This is a genomic window from Bradyrhizobium niftali (assembly GCF_004571025.1).
Lineage (GTDB): Bacteria > Pseudomonadota > Alphaproteobacteria > Rhizobiales > Xanthobacteraceae > Bradyrhizobium > Bradyrhizobium niftali.
In genome coordinates this window covers 132,216-152,244 of the sequence record NZ_SPQT01000021.1, presented here as the reverse complement: position 1 = coordinate 152,244, position 20,029 = coordinate 132,216, and the positions used below count along the sequence as shown (strand labels likewise).

Sequence of the window (20,029 nt, the reverse complement as noted above, 5' to 3'; positions counted from 1 at the left end):
ATTATGACAGCGCCATAACGTAGATTTTTGTCGCGTCGTGCTGCTGATTTATGACAGAATTGCTACCGTTAGATGTCACATCGATTACGGCGGAGCGATTCATGTTGCAGTGGCAGGCGCGGTCAAATCCCCTCGCGTGGTGGTGGGGGTCGCTCACGCTTGTCAGCAGTGCCAACATCCTCGTCTGGTTCATGCTGTACCGCGAGTTCTATCCGACCGTTGCCGGCAGCGCCGGCGGCGGTTCGGATATCGGGCTGATGTTCCTGCTGTGCGCCGGCTATGTGTTCGGCTGCGCGTTCCGATCGTTCCTACCGCGCGCCGACGTGCAGCGCATCTGTCTGTTCGACACCTGGCTCTCCAGCGTGTTCGTCGGCCGCACCGTCGCGACCGTGGCCGAACTGTGCTTCGTCGCGCAATGGGCGATCATCCTGCATCAGCTAGGTCACATGACCGGGGCGGAGACCGCGGTGAACATCGCGCTTGTGATCGTGCCCATCATCATCGTCGCGGAGTGCTTCTCGTGGTACGCGGTCGTCACCACGAACTTCCTCTACAATGCGATCGAGAACTCGCTGTGGGCGGTGACCTTTTTCCTCGCCGGCATTGCGCTGTGTCGCCTGATGCCGGAATTCCAGGGCGTGGTGCGCTGGGCGCTGATCGCCGGCATCGTCGGCATCGCCTGCTTCCTCTCCTTCCTCGTCACCGTCGATGTGCCGATGTATCTCAGCCGCTGGCGGGCAGGGCATGAAGAGGGCAACAGGCTGCTCGGCTTCCTCGAAGGCCTGCATGACGTCGCGACGCGCTGGGTGGTGACCCACGACATTGCGCACTGGAAGGGCGAGCTGACCTGGATGTTCCTGTATTTCAGCGCAGCGGTGTGGTCGAGCCTGGCGCTCTGCGCGCTCTACGCCATGGAAGGCTATCTGACGCGTTATCTCGCCTGAGCGCTTCAGGCCTCGCCGAGATCGACCTGCGTCAAGATTCCCTGGCGCAGTGCCAGGCGGACCAGCTCGATGTCGGAGTCGACGCCGAGCTTGTCCTTGATCAGCGAGTGCAGGTTCGCCACCGTCTTCGGACTGACGTGGAGCGTTTCGGCGATCTCCTCCGTCGTCTGCTCGGCGAGCAGCAGCCGCAGCACCTCGAACTCGCGCGGCGTGAGGACGTCGGCGGCCGAGCTCTCGCCGCTGATGCGGCTCAGTGCGAGCTCGTGGTCGATGTCGGGGCTGATGGCGATCTTGCCGGCGAGCACGTCCATCACCGCGCGCACCAGGGTTTCCGGCGGGCTCATCTTGGTGACATAGCCCCTGGCACCGGCGCGGATCGCCTGCACGGCGAAGCCCGCATTCTGGTGCATGGTGAAGACGAGGATTCTTGCGCCCTTGTCCCACTGCCTGATGCGCCTGATGGCCTCGATGCCGCCGATGCCGGGCATGCTCAAATCCATGATGACGAGGTCGGGTGCCTCGGATTTGAAGAGACGGTAGGCCTCCGCGCCGTCGGCGGCTTCGGCGACGACGCGCAGGCCGGGTTGCTTCTGGAGCACCGAGCGATAGCCTTCGCGGACGACGGAATGGTCGTCGACCAGCAGGATGGTCGCGTCGGCCGCGCTCATGCCGCGTGCTCCAGCACCGGCCGATCGGCGGTGACAGGGATGGTGACGCGCAGCGCAGTGCCGCCATGCGGGCCGGCCTCGAAGCTCAGTCGGCCACGCAGGGCCGCGACGCGCTCGCGCATGCCGAGCAGGCCCATTCCGGATTTCGCGGCGGGATCGCTCGACCGTCCGTCGTCGTCGATCGCAAGCGCGATCTCGTTGGTACGCATCGCCAATTCCAGGCTCACCTTGGTTGCGCCGGCATGCTTGGCGGCGTTGGTGAGGGCCTCCTGCACGATGCGATAGAGGCTGGCGCTGATCGCGGCCGGGAGGGTCTCGAAAGCGCCGTCGAACCGGATCGCAAAACGCGTCTCGCCGCGGCTGCGTCCGTTCCAGCCGGCGACCAGGCCTTCGAGGCTGGCGACCAGCCCGAGCTCTTCGACATCGGGCGGACGCAGCCTGAACAGCGTGCCGCGCAGCATCTCCATCATGCCGGTTGCGGTCCGTGCGATGCCGTCGCATTCGGACAGCAGGGAAGGGCAGTCCAGCGCGGCGGTCTGGCGGACGGATGAGGCAAGCGCGCGGATGGCGGCCAGCGACTGGCCGAACTCGTCGTGCAGCTCGCGCGCGAGATGGCGGCGCTCCTCGTCCTGGAGCGCGATCAGCTTTCGCGTCAGCTCGCTGCGCTCGGCAAGCGCGGTGTCGAGGCTTTCGGCGAGATGGTTGAAGACGTCGCGGATGGCGGAGAGCTCGGCGAGGTCGAACGGCGGCAGCCGTGCGGCGAGGTCGCCGGCCGCGATCCGCTCGAGGCCGGTGCGGATCATTCGGGTGGGGCGCAGCGCCCGCGCCAGTGCCGCATAGACCAGTGCGCAGAGCAGCGGCAGTGCGATCGCAAGCGCGATCATCAGGCGGCCGGCCTCGTGCCAGGCCTCCGCCGTCTGCACGGCCGGATCGACCGAGACCACGGTCTCGCCGAGCTTCGCTCCGCGTACGATCACAGGCCGCGCCGCCTCGCGGCCGGGGTCGAACAGGCTGCGATAGAAGGCCGCGAAGACCTGCGGCGGCGGGTTCGCCGGGGTAGGCGCGCCACTACAGAACCGCTGGAGTATGTCGCCGCTCGTGCCACGGAATGCCAGACACAGGCCGGGCGTCATCACGTAGGCCGATACGGGGTCGAGATTGGGGAAGTCCGAGCGCGGGCTTGCCACCCACTGGACCTTGCCCTGTTGCAGCTCCAGCGACTTCGCCACGATGGCGGCGATACCGTCGATGCGCGCATGCGCCTCGCGGTCCGCCGTGACAAGGAAATAGGCTGATATCGCGGCGAAGCAGGCGGCCGATATTGCGGCCACGCGCAACGTCAGACGGACCTTGAGATCGGATCTCGGGCGGTTCCACATCGGCGGGCACCTGGCGCGAACGGGTTTGTTGCCTCCGCATTAAACGGCAGAACGCAGGCGGCGGAAAGCGCTGCACTCTACCGCAGTGCAACGTCGTGAAATTTTCCCGGCACTCGCCGGGACGGACACGGGTGCACGGCCTGAGGTGACCCTCCAGTTTTTCGCGCCGCTCCGTCACACGAGGCCCGCCCATGCACCTGTCCCGGTTGATCCTATCCGCCTTTCTCCTTGTCGTCCTGCTGGCGGCCTATTCGCCAGCCGGTGCCGAGGTCGCCATCGGCGTTGCCATGGACGACTTCAGCTATACCGATACGTCGGCCGAGCCGGCCAACCAGACCGCCGCCCATGAGCGGCGGTTGTCGGCGTTCATGGCCGCGCTCAGGCGGGATATCGGTGCGGACGGGCGATACCGGCCAGTGCCGTCGACGCAGGATGGCGCGGCCTTCAAGGTGATCGGCGGCATTCAGAAGACGAGCACGCTGGTGCAATGGGCCAAGGTCGCCGTGATCGACGTCGGTGCCAAGAAGATCGTGATGGACAAGCTCTACACCTTCCGCGGCGACAATGATGAATCATGGGAGCGCGCCGAGATCTTCGTGTCGCGTGAGGTCATGGCCGCGCTCGGCACAAAAGCGCCGGTCGCGCTGGCGGTGTTCGAGTTCGAGCTCGAGGACATGACCGCGGCGTCGATGGGCGCCTCGGCCAGTTCGGATGCGTCGTACCTGGCCGAGGTCACCGGCAGCGTGCGCGAGGCGCTGGGCCAATCCGGCCGCTACCGCATCGTCGATGTCAGCGGCGAGGCGGTGAAGGCGCGTGCCTTGCGGGACTGTGGCGGCTGCGAAGCGGCGATTGCGCAAAAGCTCGGCGCGGACCAATCGCTGGTCGGCGTGGTGCGGCGGGTCAGCCGCACCGAGTACACGCTCGGCTTCCAGGTCCGCGATGCCAGGACCGGCGCCGTGGTGTCACGCGGCGACAGCGGCCTGCGCATGGGCGCCGACTATTCCTGGAAGCGCGGCGCGGTGCGGCTGGTCAGCGACCGGCTGATCGAGAGCCAATAGTGCCGGTCGTTGCCTAGAACGTCAGCTGCACCTTCATCGACTGCGAGCGGTCGCTGGCAAGCTCGAAGGCGGCGACCGCGTTCTCGAATGGCATGGTGGCCGTGATCAGCGGCTTGACGTCGATCAGGCCTTCGCCCATCAGCCGCACCGCGAGCTCGAACTCGGGATCGAAGCGGAAGGTACCGCGCAGCTGCAATTCCTTGGCGACGATGGAATTGATCGGCAGCGTCATCTCGCCGCCGAGGCCGAGCTGCACCAGCGTGGCGCCGGGCCTGAGCACGTCGAGTGCGATGCGCAGCGCTGCCTGGTTGCCGGAAGCCTCGAACAGCGTGTCGAACACGCCCTTGCCGGTGCGCCATGGATCGAGCGCGGTGGCATGGGTCGCGACGTTGATGGCATGGGTGGCGCCGAGCTTCCTGGCGACCGCGAGCGGCGCGTCGGTGACATCGGTCACCACGATCTCGGCGGCGCCGCCGAAACGCGAGACCAGGATCATCAGTGCACCGATCGGGCCGCAGCCGGTGATCAGCACGCGCTTACCGAGGAGGGGACCGGCCTGCTTGCCGGCATGAAGGCATACCGCGAGCGGTTCGGCGACCGCGGCCTCGGCCAGCGACAGCTTGTCCGCGATCGGCACGGCCTGCGTCGCATCGACCGTGAGGAACTCACGGAAACCGCCCTGCACATGGGGAAAGCGCATCGCGCTGCCGAGGAAGCGCATGTCGAGGCACTGGTTGCGCATGCCTTCCTGGCAATGCAGGCACTGGCCGCACGGCTTGCTCGGATTGACCGCGACGCGCGTGCCCGGCTTCACGCTGGTGACGCCGTCACCGACGGCTGCGACCACGCCGGCGATCTCATGGCCGAGCGCCATCGGCTGCTGGATGCGCACGACGCCGAAGCCGCCGTGATGATAGTAATGCAGGTCCGAGCCGCAGATGCCGCCATTGGCGATCTTGACGCGGACCTCGCCCGGGCCGGGTGCCGGATCGGGATAGCTGTCGATCCGCAGGTCTTTCGGGGCGTGAATGACGACGGCGCGCATGGGCTCGCTCCTCAATATGCTTCGCGGATCACATCGCGGCGATCATGCCGCCATCGACATAGATGATCTGGCCGTTGACGTAAGTGGAGGCGTCCGACGCCAGGAAGATCGCCGCGCCCACCAGCTCGTCCGGCCGGCCCCAGCGCTTCGAGGGAATGCGGCCCATCAGCCAGTTGTTGAAATCGGTGTTGTTGACCAGGGCCTCGTTCATGTCGGTGAGCATGTAGCCGGGGCCGATCGCATTGGCCTGGATGCCGTGCTGGGCCCATTCCACCGCCATCGAGCGGGTCAGGTTCTTGATGCCGCCCTTGGCGGCGGTGTAGGGCGCGATGGTGGGACGCGCGAGCTCGCTGCCGAGCGAGCCGATATTGATGATCTTGCCGTGCTTGCGCGGGATCATGCGCTTGGCCGCCTCGCGGCCGATGACGAAGGCGCTGGTGAGGTTGGTCTCGATCACCTTGCGCCATTCGTCGGTGGTGAACTCGACCAGCGGCTTGCGGTGCTGGATGCCGGCATTGTTGACGACGATGTCGACGGCAATGCCTTGCCTGTCGAAGTCGTTGAAGGCGGCGACGATCGCCGGCTCGTCCGTCACGTTGAAGGCTGCGCCCTCGGCCTGATGCCCGGCGGCGCGAAACTCGGCGACGGCCTGCTCGACGCGCTTGGGATCGACGCCGTTGATGATCAGCCTGGCGCCGGCCTTGGCCATGCCCTCGGCGATGGCGCGGCCGAGCCCGCGGGATGAACCGGTCACGAGCGCGGTGTGGCCGGAAAGGTCGAAAAGGGCGGTGCTCATCTCAAGAAATCCTCAGACGTTGGAACGGCGCACGGTGAGATCGCTGCGGTCGAATACCGCAGGCAGGAGGTCGACGCCAAGGCCGGGGCCTTCCATCGGGAAGACATAACCGTCCTTGATAACAGGCATTGTGGTGACGAGTTCATTGTACCAGCCCTTGTAGAAGGCGCGCACCGATTCCTGGATCAGCGTGTTGGGCTGGCTGAACGACATGTGGATGGCGGCGATGAAGCCGATCGGGCCGATGCAATCATGAGGAGCAAACGGCCGGTGATAGGTCTCCGCCATCGCCGCGATCTTGCGGCCTTCGGTGAGGCCACCGGTCCAGCACAGATCGGCCATCACCACATGCATGGCGTCGCGGTCGAGCATGTCCTTGTAGGGGAAGCGCGAGCCCAGCGTCTCGCTGGCGCAGACCCAGACGTCGGTCGAGCGCGCATATTCGGCGAGCGCCTGCGGCGAGTTCATGCGGATCGGGTCTTCGTACCAGGTCGGCTTGTAGGGCTCGAGCGCACGCGCGATCTGCTTGGCGGTCGGCAGGTTCCAGAGCGAATGGAGCTCGACCATGATCTCCATCTTGTCGCCGACGGCTTTCCGGATCTTCTCGAACGGTTCGATCGCCCGCTTCATCTGCGCCGCGGTGATGTAGAGACCCTTGTTCTCCTGGGCCGCGGGATCGAACGGCCAGATCTTCATCGCTGAGATGCCGCTCTCCAGAAGGTTTTCGGCGAGCGCGTCGGCGTGGTGCATGAAGCCGTCGAGATCCTCATAGGGACCCTTGGAGGCGCCGAGATTCCAGTTGGCGACCGGGCTGATATTGGTGGAGCGGACATATTGTGTGCCGGCGCAGGTGTTGTAGATGCGCTGCTTGTCGCGGCAGAGGCCGCCGAGCATCTGGTGCACCGGCTGATTGCAGACCTTGCCGAACAGGTCCCACAGCGCGATGTCGATCGCCGAGGCGGCGCGATACTCGACGCCCGTCGAGGACTGCGCCATCGGCAGGTTCAGCATGTCGCGATGGATCGCCTCGATGTGCAGGGGATTGCGGCCGAGCAGGCGGCCGGCAAACGTATCGTGGATCTGCGCCTCGACCGCGCCCGCGCCATAGAAGGTTTCGCCGAGACCGATCATGCCCGTGTCGGTGTGGACGCGCACCCAGATGACGTTGGAAAATTCCTCGGTGCGCAGCGTCTCGATCGACGTGATCTTCACGGCAACAATCCTCCCATCACAGGCGCCTCGCGCCTCAAGTCTCATTTCGCACTGCAGCATGTTGCAGGTCGCGCGGAAGTCTTACGCCTGCTTGTAATATATCACAACATGTTTTAAGGGTGCCACAAATAGGGCGCCACCCAGCAATGAGAGCGCGGCTGACAGGAGGACGACATGGCACGGCGCAAGCGCGCGCTCGAGGTGGTGAGAAACGAGGACGACGGCGAGGGCAAGCCCTCCCGGCGCAACCGGCTCAACTTCTTCGAGCTGGCTTACCAGAGGATCGAAGAGCTCCTCGTCCACTGCGAGCTCAAGCCCGGACAATTCATGACGATGCTGGAATTGCAGCAGATCACCGGCTTCGGTCGCACACCGGTGCATCACGCCGTCAATCGTCTGTCCGCCGACACGCTCATCATCATCCGTCCGCGCCACGGCCTGCACATCGCGCCGATCGATCTTGCGCGCGAGCGGATGCTGCTGGCCTTGCGCCGCGACATGGAGCGCTTTGTCGTCCGGCTCGCGGCCGATCGCGCCAGCCTGTCGCACCGCAATCAGGCGCTGCACATCGAGCGCCTGCTGCGCGAGCGCCGCGCCAGCCTGACCCTCGACGAATTCAACCACATCGACCGCCGCATCGACGCACTGGTGCTGGAGGCGGCCGGCGAGCCGTTCCTGGTGCACACGCTGCGGCCGCTGCACACGCTGTACCGGCGCATCGGCTACATCCACCACCGCTTCATGCCGGGCCAGGCCGATCTTTCCGGCACGATCGACCATCATCTCGCCATTCTCGCAGCCGTCGCCAGCCGCCGCGTCGATGACGCCGTAAAGGCGAGCGATGCGCTGATCGACTACATGGGCGAGATGTTCACGGGCATGGAGGCGGGGATCGACCCGCGCCTGCTCGACTGCAGCATCGAGCCGCTGCTCGGCGCGTAAAAGAATTTTGAAGAGAGGACCAAACATGTCGACGATGGCCATGCCACAACCGACCGCGAGCGAAGCCGCGGTCCGCTACCTGATCACGAATTACAGTCCAAAGGGTAACAAGGTCGGCTGGCTGATGATGGCCTCGATCCTGGTCGAAGCCTGGGATCTCTATTCGATCGCCTTCGTGCTGATCTTCATCAAGGAGCAGTACAATCCCGATCCGCTGATGCTGGGCCTCGCCGCGGCCGGCACGCAGGGCGGCGCCCTGATCGGCGCGCTGCTCGGCGGCTGGCTCTCCGACAAGATCGGCCGCCGCGTCATGTTCCTGGTGACGATGGTGCTGTTCATCGTGCTGGCGCTGGCGCAGGCCTTCGTGCCGAACGTCACCTGGCTCATCGTGATCCGCTTCCTGCTCGGCATTCCGCTCGGCTCGGATATTTCGACCGGCTACACCTACATCATGGAATCCATGGCCAAGGGCGAGCGCGAGGTCATGGGCAACCGCTGGCAGTTCATGTTCGCGGTCGGCGAGGTCCTGACCATCGGCGTCATCGTGATCTTCCTGCTGATCGACATGCAGCACGAGATGCTGTGGCGGGTGACGCTCGGTCTCGGCGCGGTACCGGCGCTGATCATTCTGATCATGCGTCACGACGTGCCGGAGACGGCGGTGTGGCTGGTGCAGAAGGGACGCTATCGCGAGGCCAAGCAGGTCGCGCGCGAGATGTTCAATGACAATCTCGACATGCTGCCGAACCATGACGTGGAGGTGCCAAAGGTCAGCACCCGCGCCTTCCTCGCCGACCTCAAGCAGGATCCGATCCGCTGGCGAGCGACTGTCTACGGCTGGATCGCCTGCTTTGCGCAAGGCAGCGAGTTCTCGACCTTTGCGTTCTACCTGCCGGTGCTCTTTGTCATGGTCGGCGTGTCGAGCGTGCTCGGCATCAACCTGGTGACGATGGCGCTGTTCTGCTTCGCCGCTCTGTCCGGCTGGGTCGGTCCGCTCCTGACGCCGAAGATCGGCCACCGCGGCATCGCGATCGCCGGTTTCAGCATCGTGCTGGCCTCGCTGCTGGTCGCGGCTTTCGCGCTCTACACCGACAACAAGATCCTGCTGCCGTTCGCAGCGGCCGCCATGTTGTGGGGCCATTATTGGGACGCGTCGAACTGTATGACGATCCCGACCATGGTCGCCAAGCCGAAGTACCGCGGCACCGCCAGCGGCTTCGCCTACATGTTCGTGAAGCTGCCGTCGTTCCTGGCGATCTTCCTGTTCCCCACGGTGTTCGCTGCGATCGGGCAGGCGAATGCCACGCTGATGGTCGCGATCTTCCCGATGATCGGATTGCTCGCTGCGATCTTCATCCTGCCGGAAGTCTATGGCTACGAGAACGACTAGTATGGAAGCTACCTGATCGCGGCTGCCAATGCCGCGATCAGGGCGGGCGGCGTCACCAGCATGCCCAGCTTGAGGAACGGCCAGGCCCCGACCTCGATTTTTTCGCGCCGCAGCGCGACCAGCCAGAGGATGGTGGCAAGCGACCCCGTCACCGACAGATTGGGGCCGAGGTCGACGCCGATCAGGATGGCGCTGACGACGGGCGCGGGCAGATGATCGCTGGCGGCGACCGAGCCCGCGACGAGGCCGACCGGAAGGTTGTTGGCAATGTTGGTGGCGATTGCGGTTGCGATGCCGACGCTCCAGGCCGCCTTGGGCACCGATTGCGCGACGGCTTGATGTAGCAGCGCACTGAGCTGCCCGATCACGCCTGTTTTCACCAGTGCTTCCACCATCACGAAGAGCCCGCCGACCAGCGGCAGCACGCTCCACGACACGCCCCTCAGCACGGGCAGCGGCGATTGCCGGCTCAGCAGCAGCACGATCGCGGCCGTCGCCCCGCCGCAGATGAAGGTCGGCAGGCCGAGTTGCTTGTCCAGCGCCGAGGCCGTCACCAGCACGACGCCGATCGCGACGATGCCCACGGCTGTGAGCTTGCCGCCGCGGCTGAGCTTCGGATGCGGCACGCTGCGCGCGATGGTCTCTTCCTTCAGCGCGCGGTGCTGGGTCAGGCGCAGCACGACATAGGTGAGCAGGATCGAGGCTGCCGAGGGCAGGGCGAACAGGCGCAGCCATTCTGTCAAATGCGGCATGCGCGCGCCGAACACGACGAGGTTGGCCGGATTGGAGATCGGCAGCACGAAGCTTGCGGCATTCGCGATGAAGGCGCAGACGAACAGGTAAGGCAGCGGCTTGGCGCCGGCCGCGCGCGTCGCGGCATAGACGGCGGGTGTCAGCACGATCGCAGTGGCATCGTTCGAGAGCAGCACGGTGACGAGGGTGCCGACGAGATAGATCAGCAAGAACAGCCGCTGCGGCGATCCGTCTGCATATTCCACCGCGAGCGCGGCGAGATAGTCGAACAGGCCCTCGAGCCGCGCCAGTTCTGCGATCAGCATCATGCCGATCAGGAAGAGATAGACGTCAACGCCTTTCTCGATGCCAACGAGCGCATCCTGCCACGGCAGCAAGCCGGGCAGCACGAGCGCGCCAGCGCCGATCACGGCCCAGACCGCCTCGGGCAGGCGAAAGGGCCGGATGATGACGCCTGCGGTCGCGGCGACGATGATGCTCCAGGCCCAGATGGCCTCATGCGGTGCGGTCGGCACGTTCAATCCTTGAGGTGGAATGGGTTCATTTGGCAGCGATAGCCGATGTCGGTGGCGCTGTCTTCCCCGGCGGCGGCAAGGTTCCATGCCGCGTCTCGGGCAAGGCGACAAGGCAGACGATCGCGCCGATCGCAGCGACCGCGCCGAGCGTGATGAACGCCGCGCTGTAACCCGCGCCGACTACGACGACGCCCGCAAGCGTCGTCGACAGCGCCGCGCCGATGCTCTGGGCGGTGATGACGGCGCCCTGCGCGACGTTGAAGCGGCCGGTGTTGCGCATGAGGTCGGCGACGATCACCGGAAAGATCGCCCCGAAGATACCGGCGCCGACGCCATCGAGAAGCTGCACGCCGACCAGCCAGAACGGATTGTCGGAGAGCGTGTAGAGCGCTCCCCGAATGGGCAGTATCAGCAGCGCAGCGAGGAAGAAGCGCTTGTGGCCCCAGCGGTCGGCTCTCGCGCCGACCAGCATCGCGAACGGCACCATCACCACTTGGGCCGCGACGATGCAGGCCGACATCAGGCTGGTGCCCATGTTCTTGTCCTGGAGCGCGAGCTTCTGGCCGACCAGCGGCAGCATTGCCGCGTTGGAGAGATGGAAGAGCAGGACGCAGATCGCGAAGACGAGCAGGGGGCGACAGGTGAGGAGCACCGCGAGCCCTGACGGCTGTTCGCTCCGTGTATCGCCGTCGTCCAGGCCGCGGGCGAGGTCGTGGTCGATGGCCGGTTCGGGGATCGCAAGAATGCTGACAAGGCTTGCGATCGCCATGGCGCCGAGAAGGTAGAACACCACGGTCGGGCCAAACCAAAAGGCGGAGAGGCCGGCAAGACCCGCCGCGACCGCGTTGCCGGCATGGTTGAAAGTTTCGTTGCGGCCGATCCGCCGGGTGAAAGCGGCATGGCCGAAGATGCCGAGCGAGACGGCGGCGATCGCCGGTGGAAAGACCACGGCTGCGGCCTGCGCGATGCCTTGCGAGATTGCGACCGGCACGAAGCCGGGGAACAACGGCAGCGATAGCGATGCAAGCGTCACCATGATCGCGGCGACAACCATCACCAGCCGCTTCGCCCGGGTCGCATCGACCAGCGCGCCGGCCGGTGTCTGCGCCACGATACCCGCGACTGTTGCAATCGACATCACGAGGCCGATGCGCGCCTCGTCCCAGTGCTGCTCGGTGAGGAGATAGACGGCAAGATAGGGTCCAAGCCCGTCGCGGACGTCGGCGAGGAAGAAGTTGGCCGCATCCAGCGCACGGCCGGCCCGCCTTGCCTGATCGGGGTCTTGGCTCGACATCGGTCTCTCGATCGAGGCGAGAAGCGCCCCGGCAGGAACGGTGGTCACGGCACCTTTGTTCCGCTTCAGAACTTCACCGCGAGCAGCACCGCGCCGGCGCCGATCATGGCAATCCCCGCCCAGCCCTGCGTTGTCGGACGCTCGCCGAGAAAGGCGAACGCGAAGACAGCAACCAGAACGACGCTGAGCTTGTCGATCGGCGCCACCAGCGTGGCGGGGCAAGCTTCAGCGCGCGAAAATAGCACAGCCAGGATGCGCCGGTCGCGAGCCCCGACAGCACCAGGAACAGCCAGGTCCTGGACGAGATCGCCGAGGGCACGGCGAATTGCCCGGTGAAGAACAGCAGCACCGAAAAGGCGAGCAGCACCACGATGGTGCGGATGAAGGTCGCCAGATCCGGATTGATGTTCTCGACGCCGACCTTGGCGAAGATCGCGGTCAGCGCGGCGAAGCAAGCGGACAGCAGCGCCCAGGTCTGCCAGGCGGAGAGGAGGGCGGGTTTCATGTCATCAAGTTCCGTTGCTTTAGGACGGCGCGCCAGCGCCGTCATTGCGAGCGCAGCGAAGCAATCCAGAGTCTTTCCGCGGAGGCAGTCTGGATTGCTTCGCTGCGCTCGCAATGACGGAGTCTGTGGGAGCTTCGTGCAACCATAACACTCACCGCGCCACCGACAGCTTCTCCGTGATCGCCTTGCGCAGGATGCGTGACAGCGATTCCACCGAATACGGTTTCTGGATCAGCTCGAAGCCGCGATGGGCGTTCTCGGCGAGCACGTTGCTGTAGCCGCTGGTGAGCACGACGGGTAGGCCCGGATAGCGCTCGCGGATGAGGCCGGCGAGCTCGACGCCGTTCATGCCGGGCATGATGACGTCAGAGAAGACGAGATCGACGGCAAATTCGTTCTCGCCGAGGATGGCGAGCGCCGCACTGGCATTGGCGACGCGCCGGACGACATAGCCGAGGTCCTCCAGCAGCTCGGTCGAGAACTGGCCGACGTCGTCATTGTCCTCGACCACGAGCACGCGGTAGCCGCGCCCGGTGGTCGCGGCTTCGCTGGTCAGCGCTGCGGCTTCGCTCTCGGCGGCCGGGCTCTGCGCCTGCGGAAGGTAGATCGTGAAGGTCGCGCCCTTGCGAGGTGTGCTCGTCACCGCGATGTCGCCCTCGGACTGCTTGGCGAAACCGAACGCCTGACTGAGGCCGAGGCCGGTGCCCTTGCCGACCTCCTTGGTCGTGAAGAACGGCTCGAAGATGGCGTCGATGTTCTCAGGCGCGATGCCACTGCCGGTATCCGCGACCGAGATCGCGACATAGTCGCCGCCACGCGCCGATTGCGCGCGCAGGCTCGGGATGCCCTGCACCTTGCGCACCGCGATGGTGAGGCGGCCTTCGCCGTTCATGGCGTCGCGGGCGTTGATGGCGAGGTTGATCAATGCCGTCTCGAACTGCGCGACGTCGGCGACGGTGAAACAATCGGCATCCTGAACCTCGACGCTGATCTCGATGCGGCCGCCGACCAGCGGCCGGACCAGTTGCGCCACGCCCTCGACCTGGCTGCCGACATTGAAGATCTGCGGCTTCAGCGGCTGCCGTCGCGCGAAGGCCAGAAGCTGCGCGGTCAGCTTCGAGGCGCGCTCGACGGTGTCGGAGATGGCGTCGACATAGCGGCGGCGGCGCTCCTCCGGCAGCTCGCGCCGGCGCAGGAAGTCGGTCGCCGAGCGGATGATGGTCAGGAGGTTGTTGAAGTCGTGCGCGACACCGCCGGTGAGCTGCCCGATCGCCTCCATCTTCTGCGACTGCCGCAGCGCCTCCTCGCCGCGGCGGCGCTCGGTGATGTCGACGGCCTCGGGCACTGCGCCGGTGATGTTGCCGTGGCGGTCGAGCACGGGGCGCATGCCGAACTCGAAATCGCGCTCGCCGGCCGGCAGGCGCAGCCGCATCTCCATCCGCACCGCTTCGCCCCGCAGCACCGTCTCAAAGGCCTCGCGCGCGACGTCGCTCATGCCCGGGGTGCCGGTGAACCACGGCGTGTCCCAGAACGGCTGGCCGATGACGTCCCGTGCCTCGGCGCAGATGCCGGCGAGCGTGGTCTTGTTCGCGTAGAGCAATTCGCCCTTGAGATTGACCAGCCCCTGATACTGGTTGCTGGTCTCCAGGATCGCGCGCAGCCGGGCCTCGTTGGATTCGAGCTCGGCGGTACGCTCGACGATGCGCTCTTCCAGCGTCTCGTTCAGCCGCCGCAGCTCGATCTCGGCCTGCTTGGCGGCGGTGACGTCGTGGGCGACGCCGATGAAGCCGATATGCTTGCCGGTCGGATCCCAGCGCGGCTGGGATTCGGAGCGCAGCCAGCGCCACTCGCCGCTGGCGTTCTTGTAGCGCGCTTCCAGCACGAAGGGTTTTAGCGACGCTTCACCCTGGACGGATTGCTGCAGTACATGCGGCAGGTCGTCCGGATGCAGCACCTTGCGCCAGTCGAAATCGATGGCCTCCTCGTAGGGCAGGCCGACGAAGTCGACATAGGCCTGGTTGGCGAAGGAACGCTTGCGGTCGAGTTTTGTGACCCAGATCGGCACCGGCGCGCTGTCGGCGATCAGCCGAAACCGCTCCTCGCTCTCGCGCAGCGTCTCACGGGCGAGCATCTGGTCGGTGATGTCGATATGGGCGCCGACGAGACGGATGGCGCGCCCGTCGCTGCCACGCTCGATCTTGGCGACGACACGGATCCAGCGTGTCTCGCTGTCGCTCGGACGGATGATGCGGTATTCGGCGGTATAATCCCCGCTGGTCCCGGCCAGCGCATCGAAGAAGTGTGCCACCGCGGCGTCGCGGTCATCGGGATGGATGCGGCCGACCCAGTCCTCGTGCGATTCGTCGGCGGCCTCGGGAGGCAGGCCGTGGATCATCAGGTATTCCGGCGAGCGACGGTTCTTGAAGCCCTCGCGGAAGTCGACCTCGAGGCCGCCGACCTTGCCGATGCGCTGGATGCGCGCGAGCTCGGCCTCGCGCTCCTGGAGCGCGCGATAGGCATTGTCGCGCTCGCGCGCGACGTCTTCGAGGTGCTGGCGCAGCCTTTCGGCGGCGATTGTCTCTGGCAAAGTATCGTTCAAGGCGTCGGCCGTTGTGATGCGTGTGCGCACGTGCCGGACCAATATTCACACAGACAAAGCGTGATAGCCATTGCTCAAAGGGGATAGATTGTCGGTAAAGGCCCGCGGCCAGCCTGAACGCGGAAAAGTCCGGTCAGCTAACGGCGGGGCTGGCTATTTGTTCCGAAGATTGGAACGATGCGTCTGCGGACGCGTCTTTGCGAGGCGCCACGACGCTCATTCATAAAACTCCGTTTTCGAAGAGGCTAAATCTTGAAGCTCTTTGTCTGCCAGTCCTGCGGCAACGTTCTCTATTTCGAGAACCGCGCCTGCGGACGTTGCGGTCACCGCGTCGCCTTCCTCCCGGAGAAGGAGACGATGTCGGCGCTCGAGCCGGACGGCGAGGCTCGGGCGGTGTCCTGGACGACGCTGGCCGACGAGGGCAGGGGACGGATGCTCTGCCGCAATGCCGAGTACGATGCCTGCAACTGGCTGACGGATCCGGGCGATACCAACGGATATTGTCGCGCCTGCCGCCACAACGGCATGGTGCCTGATCTCTCCGATCCGGCTCAGCTCGCCGGCTGGCGCGAGCTGGAGGTGGCGAAACACCGGCTGTTCTATTCCCTGATCCGCTGGAAGCTGCCGCTCCAGAACCGGCAGGACAATCCCGAGCACGGCCTGATCTTCAACTTCCTCGCCGACGATCCGAACAGCGGACAGAGGATCATGACCGGCCATGACAACGGCCTGGTCACGATCGCGCTTACCGAAACCGACGGCATCGAGCGCGAGCGGCGCAGGCTGGAGATGGGCGAGCCCTACCGGACGCTGCTCGGGCATTTCCGCCATGAGGTCGGACATTATTTCTGGGATGTGCTGGTCCGCGCGGGCGGCAAGCTCGACGCATGCCGTGCTGTCTTCGGCGACGATTCGGCCGATTACGGCCAGGCCTTGCAGCGCCATTATGCCGAAGGCGCGCCGCCGGACTGGCAGCAGAACTATGTCTCTGCCTACGCCACGACACACCCCTGGGAAGATTTCGCCGAAACCTGGGCGCACTACCTCCATATCGTCGACACCCTGGAGATGGCCTCCGAGTTCGGTATGGAGGTGCGGCCGCGGGTCGATCGCGACGGAGAGTTATCGACGCGGCTCCGGTTCAACCCCTACGAGGCGCGGGACGTCCAGACGCTGGTCGACGCATGGCTGCCCTTCACCTTCGCCCTGAACAGCGTCAACCGCGCCATGGGCATGCGCGACCTCTATCCGTTCATCCTGTCGCAGGCGGTGGTCGCCAAACTGGACTTCATTCACGCCCTGGTACGGGGCGTGGCCAAGGCCGGGAAGCCGTAGGCCGGCCCGGGGCTCGCCAAGCCCGTTGCCCAAGTCCATTTTGGTCTTGCGCTGGTACGCCAGAGGGACCGGATTTAGACCGTTGCCTCCGGCCTATTTTGATGTACCACGGGGCCACACGGCCCGTCCCAGAGGCCCCAACGGTCGGGGAAGGGTCCCGCCCAAGGTCGAGACTCAAGAAAAGCATGTTCAAACGCATCCTGATCGCCAATCGCGGCGAAATCGCCTGCCGGGTCATCAAGACTGCCCGCCGGATGGGAATTGAAACGGTCGCGGTCTATTCCGAGGCCGACCGCGACGCCCTCCATGTCGAGATGGCCGACGAGGCGGTGCTGATCGGCCCGCCGGCCGCCGCCGAGAGCTATCTGGTGATCGAGAAAATCGTCGAGGCCTGCCGCAAGACGGGCGCCGAGGCGGTGCATCCCGGCTACGGCTTCCTGTCCGAGCGCGAGGCCTTTCCGCGCGCGCTGGAAGCCGCCGGCATCGTCTTCATCGGCCCGAACCCGGGCGCGATCGCCGCGATGGGCGACAAGATCGAATCCAAGAAGGCGGCCGCCAAGGCCAAGGTCTCGACCGTGCCGGGCTATCTCGGCGTCATCGAGGACGACAAGCACGCGGTCCGCATCGCCGACGAGATCGGCTACCCCGTGATGATCAAGGCCTCCGCCGGCGGCGGCGGCAAGGGCATGCGCATCGCGCATTCGAAGAACGAGGTCGCCGAAGGCTTCAACCTCGCCAAGGCCGAGGCCAAGGCCTCGTTCGGCGACGACCGCGTCTTCGTCGAGAAGTTCATCGTCGATCCCCGCCACATCGAGATCCAGGTGCTGGGCGACAAGCACGGCAACGTCATCTATCTCGGCGAGCGCGAATGCTCGATCCAGCGCCGCAACCAGAAGGTCATCGAGGAGGCGCCGTCGCCGCTGCTCGACGAGGCCACCCGCCGGAAGATGGGCGAGCAGGCGGTCGCGCTGGCCAAGGCCGTGAACTACGATTCCGCCGGCACCGTCGAATTCGTCGCCGGCCAGGACAAGAGCTTCTTCTTCCTGGAGATGAACACGCGCCTCCAGGTCGAGCATCCCGTCACCGAGCTCGTGACCGGCATCGACCTCGTCGAGCAGATGATCCGCGTCGCCGCCGGCGAGAAGCTCGGCCTCGCTCAGAAAGACGTCACGCTCACCGGGTGGGCCGTGGAATCCCGCCTCTACGCCGAGGACCCGTTCCGCAACTTCCTGCCCTCGATCGGGCGCCTGGTGAAGTATCGTCCGCCGGCGGAAGCCAGCCAGGACGGCATCACGATCCGCAACGACACCGGCGTGCAGGAGGGCGGCGAGATCTCGATCCACTACGATCCGATGATCGCCAAGCTCGTCACCCACGCACCCTCGCGCGCGGCCGCGATCGAGGCGCAGGCGACGGCACTGGACTCGTTCTATGTCGACGGCATCAGGCACAACATCCCGTTCCTGTCGGCGCTGATGCACCATCCGCGCTGGCGCGAGGGCCGGCTCTCGACCGGCTTCATCGCCGAGGAATTCCCCAAGGGCTTTGCGGTGCGCGTGCCCGAAGGCGAGGTCGCCCGGCGGATCGCCGCGGTCGGCGCAGCCATCGATCACGTGCTCGGCGAGCGCAAGCGCCAGATCTCGGGCCAGATGGGCGGCCGGATCGTGCAGCGCGAGCGCCGCCGCGCGGTGTGGCTCGATCGCCAGGAGATTGGGCTCGAGGTCGCGCGCGAGGGCGAGGCGATCGCGATCCGCTTCGTCGATGCCGACGGCAAGGCCGGCAATGCGCATCTGTTGCAGTCGCCGTGGAAGCCGGGCGATCCGGTCTGGCAGGGCACCATCGACGGCCACTTCGTCGCGGTGCAGACGCGCCCGGTTCCCAACGGCATCCGTCTTGCGCATCAGGGTGTCGAGGTGCCGGTCTATGTCTGGACCGAGGCCGAAGCCGCCTCGGCGCGGCTGATGCCGGTGACCACGGCCTCCGACACCGGCAAGAAGCTGCTCTGCCCGATGCCCGGGCTGATCGTCTCGATCGCGGTGAGCGAGGGGCAGGAGATCAAGGCCGGCGAGACGCTCGCGGTGGTCGAAGCGATGAAGATGCAGAACGTGCTCCGCGCCGAGCGGGACGGCACCGTGAAGAAGATCCACGCAAGCGCCGGTGCCACGCTCGCGGTCGATGCACTGATTTTGGAGTTTGCGTAAAGAGTGCGAGTGGGGTCCTAAGCGGGCTCCACGAGCTCCGTCATTGCGAGCGCAGCGAAGCAATCCAGACTGCCTCCGTGGAAAGATTCTGGATTGCTTCGCTGCGCTCGCAATGACGGAGTATGTTGCGACGGCGTTGCACTAACCGAGACAGCACCATGGCCTTCCGTTCCCGCCGCGAAAAATTGCGATCGATCCTGTCGGGTCCGGCCTGCATCCATCCCGGCTCGGTCTATGACGCCATCTCGATCCGCATAGCCGATGATCTCGGCTTTCCGCTCGGCATGTTCGGCGGCTCGGTGGCCTCGCTCGCCGTGCTCGGCGACCCCGATATCACGCTGATCACGCTCACCGAGCTCGCCGAACAGATGCGGCGGATGTCGCGCGCCTCCGCGCTGCCGGTGCTGGTCGATGCCGATCACGGCTATGGCAATGCGCTCAACGTGCGCCGCACCGTGCAGGAGCTGGAGACGGCGGGGGCGGCCGGCCTCACCATCGAGGACACGCTGCTGCCGGCCGCCTTCGGTGAAGCGAAGACGCAACTGATCTCGCTGGAGGAGGGCGTCGGCAAGATGAAGGCGGCGCTCAGCGGCCGCAGCGATCCCTCGCTCGTCATCATGGGCCGTACCGGCGCGGCCGCGATCACGTCACTCGAAGATGCCATCCGGCGCGCGCGGGCATACGAGGCGACCGGCGTCGACGCGCTGTTCTTCACCGGCATCAAGTCGCGCGCGGAGCTCGAGGCCGTCGCGTCCGCCACGCATCTTCCGATCGTGCTCGGTGGTGCGCCGGAAGAATTGAATGCGCCCGATTATCTCGTCTCCCAGCGCGTGCGCATCGCGCTCCAGGGCCATGCGCCGATCGCGGCTGCGACGCAGGCCGTCCACGACACGCTGAAGGCGCTGCGCGAAGGCACGCCGCCCAAAGCACTCAAGGGATTGGCGTCCGCGGAATTGACCAGCCGTGTCATGCGCGAGGCCGAGACGAAGGCGCGCAGCGCCGATGTGCTCGGACTCAAGAAATGAGCCGGGCGATCCTCCAGGTCATGATCCGCGGCCGCGTGCAGGGCGTCGGCTATCGTGCCTGGGTCGAATACCAGGCCACCACGAGCGGGCTCGAAGGCTGGGTCCGCAACCGTCGCGACGGCAGCGTGGAAGCGCTGTTCGCGGGCGCGCCGAACCACGTCGCCGACATGGTGGCGCTGTGCCGCCATGGTCCGCCATCCGCGCGCGTCGACAGCGTGACCAGCGAGACCGCCGGTGCGGATGAACTGAACCTGCGCAGGGCAGGGGAGACGTTCTCGGTTCTGCCGACGGTGTAGCTGCGCCCTCAGAGAAGGTCGTCAAGCACGGTCACGACGCGGTCAGGGCGGGGAGAGGCTAAGAAAGCGGGA

Annotated in this window: 16 protein-coding genes and 1 pseudogene; 8 read left to right on the top strand and 9 right to left on the bottom strand. The window is 65.9% G+C overall.

Translation table 11 applies throughout. From position 1 onward, the window contains the following. The first annotated feature begins 101 nt into the window (after positions 1-101). The gene (locus E4K65_RS30835) at positions 102-944 is read left to right on the top strand and encodes a hypothetical protein (RefSeq protein WP_135177320.1); all 843 of its coding nucleotides are present in this window, start codon (positions 102-104) and stop codon (positions 942-944) included. Positions 945-949: 5 nt separating this feature from the next. Here the strand turns inward: E4K65_RS30835 and E4K65_RS30830 are convergent, their stop codons facing one another. Both E4K65_RS30830 and E4K65_RS30825 read right to left on the bottom strand, forming a co-directional pair. Beyond that, a complete protein-coding gene (locus E4K65_RS30830; protein WP_135177319.1) occupies positions 950-1,612 on the bottom strand; it encodes a response regulator in 663 nt (220 codons plus the stop codon). Beyond that, positions 1,609-2,991, bottom strand: a complete 1,383-nt coding sequence (locus tag E4K65_RS30825) for a sensor histidine kinase (protein ID WP_135177318.1) — start codon at positions 2,989-2,991, stop codon at positions 1,609-1,611. The genes E4K65_RS30830 and E4K65_RS30825 overlap by 4 nt, the downstream gene beginning before the upstream one ends. A gap of 191 nt (positions 2,992-3,182) precedes the next feature. Here E4K65_RS30825 and E4K65_RS30820 point away from each other — a divergent pair, with 191 nt between their 5' ends. Next, complete coding sequence (locus tag E4K65_RS30820) at positions 3,183-4,049, top strand: DUF3280 domain-containing protein (protein ID WP_135177317.1); 867 nt, start codon at positions 3,183-3,185, stop codon at positions 4,047-4,049. A gap of 13 nt (positions 4,050-4,062) precedes the next feature. Here E4K65_RS30820 and E4K65_RS30815 read toward each other — a convergent pair whose 3' ends face one another. From E4K65_RS30815 to E4K65_RS30805, 3 genes are read right to left on the bottom strand one after another with little or no spacing between them, the layout of a single operon-like run. Then, on the bottom strand, positions 4,063-5,094 hold the full coding sequence (locus tag E4K65_RS30815; protein WP_135177316.1) for an L-idonate 5-dehydrogenase: 1,032 nt from the start codon (positions 5,092-5,094) through the stop codon (positions 4,063-4,065). Positions 5,095-5,122: 28 nt separating this feature from the next. After that, the gene (locus E4K65_RS30810; protein ID WP_027549299.1) at positions 5,123-5,890 is read right to left on the bottom strand and encodes an SDR family oxidoreductase; all 768 of its coding nucleotides are present in this window, start codon (positions 5,888-5,890) and stop codon (positions 5,123-5,125) included. Between the two features lie 12 nt (positions 5,891-5,902). After that, entirely contained in the window at positions 5,903-7,102 is a 1,200-nt protein-coding gene (locus E4K65_RS30805; protein WP_167771277.1) for a mandelate racemase/muconate lactonizing enzyme family protein, read from the bottom strand. Positions 7,103-7,276: 174 nt separating this feature from the next. Here E4K65_RS30805 and E4K65_RS30800 point away from each other — a divergent pair, with 174 nt between their 5' ends. Continuing rightward, a complete protein-coding gene (locus tag E4K65_RS30800; protein ID WP_135177314.1) occupies positions 7,277-8,044 on the top strand; it encodes a GntR family transcriptional regulator in 768 nt (255 codons plus the stop codon). 25 nt (positions 8,045-8,069) lie between these two features. After that, complete coding sequence (locus tag E4K65_RS30795; protein WP_027549302.1) at positions 8,070-9,434, top strand: MFS transporter; 1,365 nt, start codon at positions 8,070-8,072, stop codon at positions 9,432-9,434. 8 nt (positions 9,435-9,442) lie between these two features. Here E4K65_RS30795 and E4K65_RS30790 read toward each other — a convergent pair whose 3' ends face one another. The 4 genes and pseudogenes from E4K65_RS30790 to E4K65_RS30775 all read right to left on the bottom strand — a co-directional run bounded on the left by E4K65_RS30790 (position 9,443) and on the right by E4K65_RS30775 (position 15,130). Beyond that, complete coding sequence (locus E4K65_RS30790) at positions 9,443-10,702, bottom strand: arsenic transporter (protein WP_167771276.1); 1,260 nt, start codon at positions 10,700-10,702, stop codon at positions 9,443-9,445. Between the two features lie 25 nt (positions 10,703-10,727). Beyond that, positions 10,728-11,996: an MFS transporter gene (locus E4K65_RS30785; protein WP_135177312.1), complete on the bottom strand. Its 1,269-nt coding sequence runs from the start codon at positions 11,994-11,996 to the stop codon at positions 10,728-10,730. A 65-nt stretch (positions 11,997-12,061) separates the two neighbouring features. Beyond that, positions 12,062-12,546, bottom strand: a pseudogene (locus E4K65_RS30780) (EamA family transporter). Between the two features lie 106 nt (positions 12,547-12,652). Then, positions 12,653-15,130, bottom strand: a complete 2,478-nt coding sequence (locus E4K65_RS30775) for a PAS domain S-box protein (protein WP_135177311.1) — start codon at positions 15,128-15,130, stop codon at positions 12,653-12,655. A gap of 222 nt (positions 15,131-15,352) precedes the next feature. Between E4K65_RS30775 and E4K65_RS30770 the strand changes: the two genes are divergently transcribed. The 4 genes from E4K65_RS30770 to E4K65_RS30755 all read left to right on the top strand — a co-directional run bounded on the left by E4K65_RS30770 (position 15,353) and on the right by E4K65_RS30755 (position 19,957). Next, positions 15,353-16,435 (top strand): zinc-binding metallopeptidase family protein, encoded by a 1,083-nt coding sequence (locus tag E4K65_RS30770; protein WP_135177310.1) that lies wholly within the window; start codon positions 15,353-15,355, stop codon positions 16,433-16,435. A 185-nt stretch (positions 16,436-16,620) separates the two neighbouring features. Continuing rightward, on the top strand, positions 16,621-18,636 hold the full coding sequence (locus tag E4K65_RS30765) for an acetyl-CoA carboxylase biotin carboxylase subunit (protein ID WP_135177309.1): 2,016 nt from the start codon (positions 16,621-16,623) through the stop codon (positions 18,634-18,636). A 158-nt stretch (positions 18,637-18,794) separates the two neighbouring features. Further along, positions 18,795-19,661, top strand: a complete 867-nt coding sequence (locus tag E4K65_RS30760) for an isocitrate lyase/PEP mutase family protein (RefSeq protein WP_135177308.1) — start codon at positions 18,795-18,797, stop codon at positions 19,659-19,661. Continuing rightward, positions 19,658-19,957, top strand: a complete 300-nt coding sequence (locus E4K65_RS30755; protein ID WP_135177307.1) for an acylphosphatase — start codon at positions 19,658-19,660, stop codon at positions 19,955-19,957. Before E4K65_RS30760 ends, E4K65_RS30755 begins: the two co-directional genes overlap by 4 nt. Positions 19,958-20,029 lie beyond the last annotated feature (72 nt).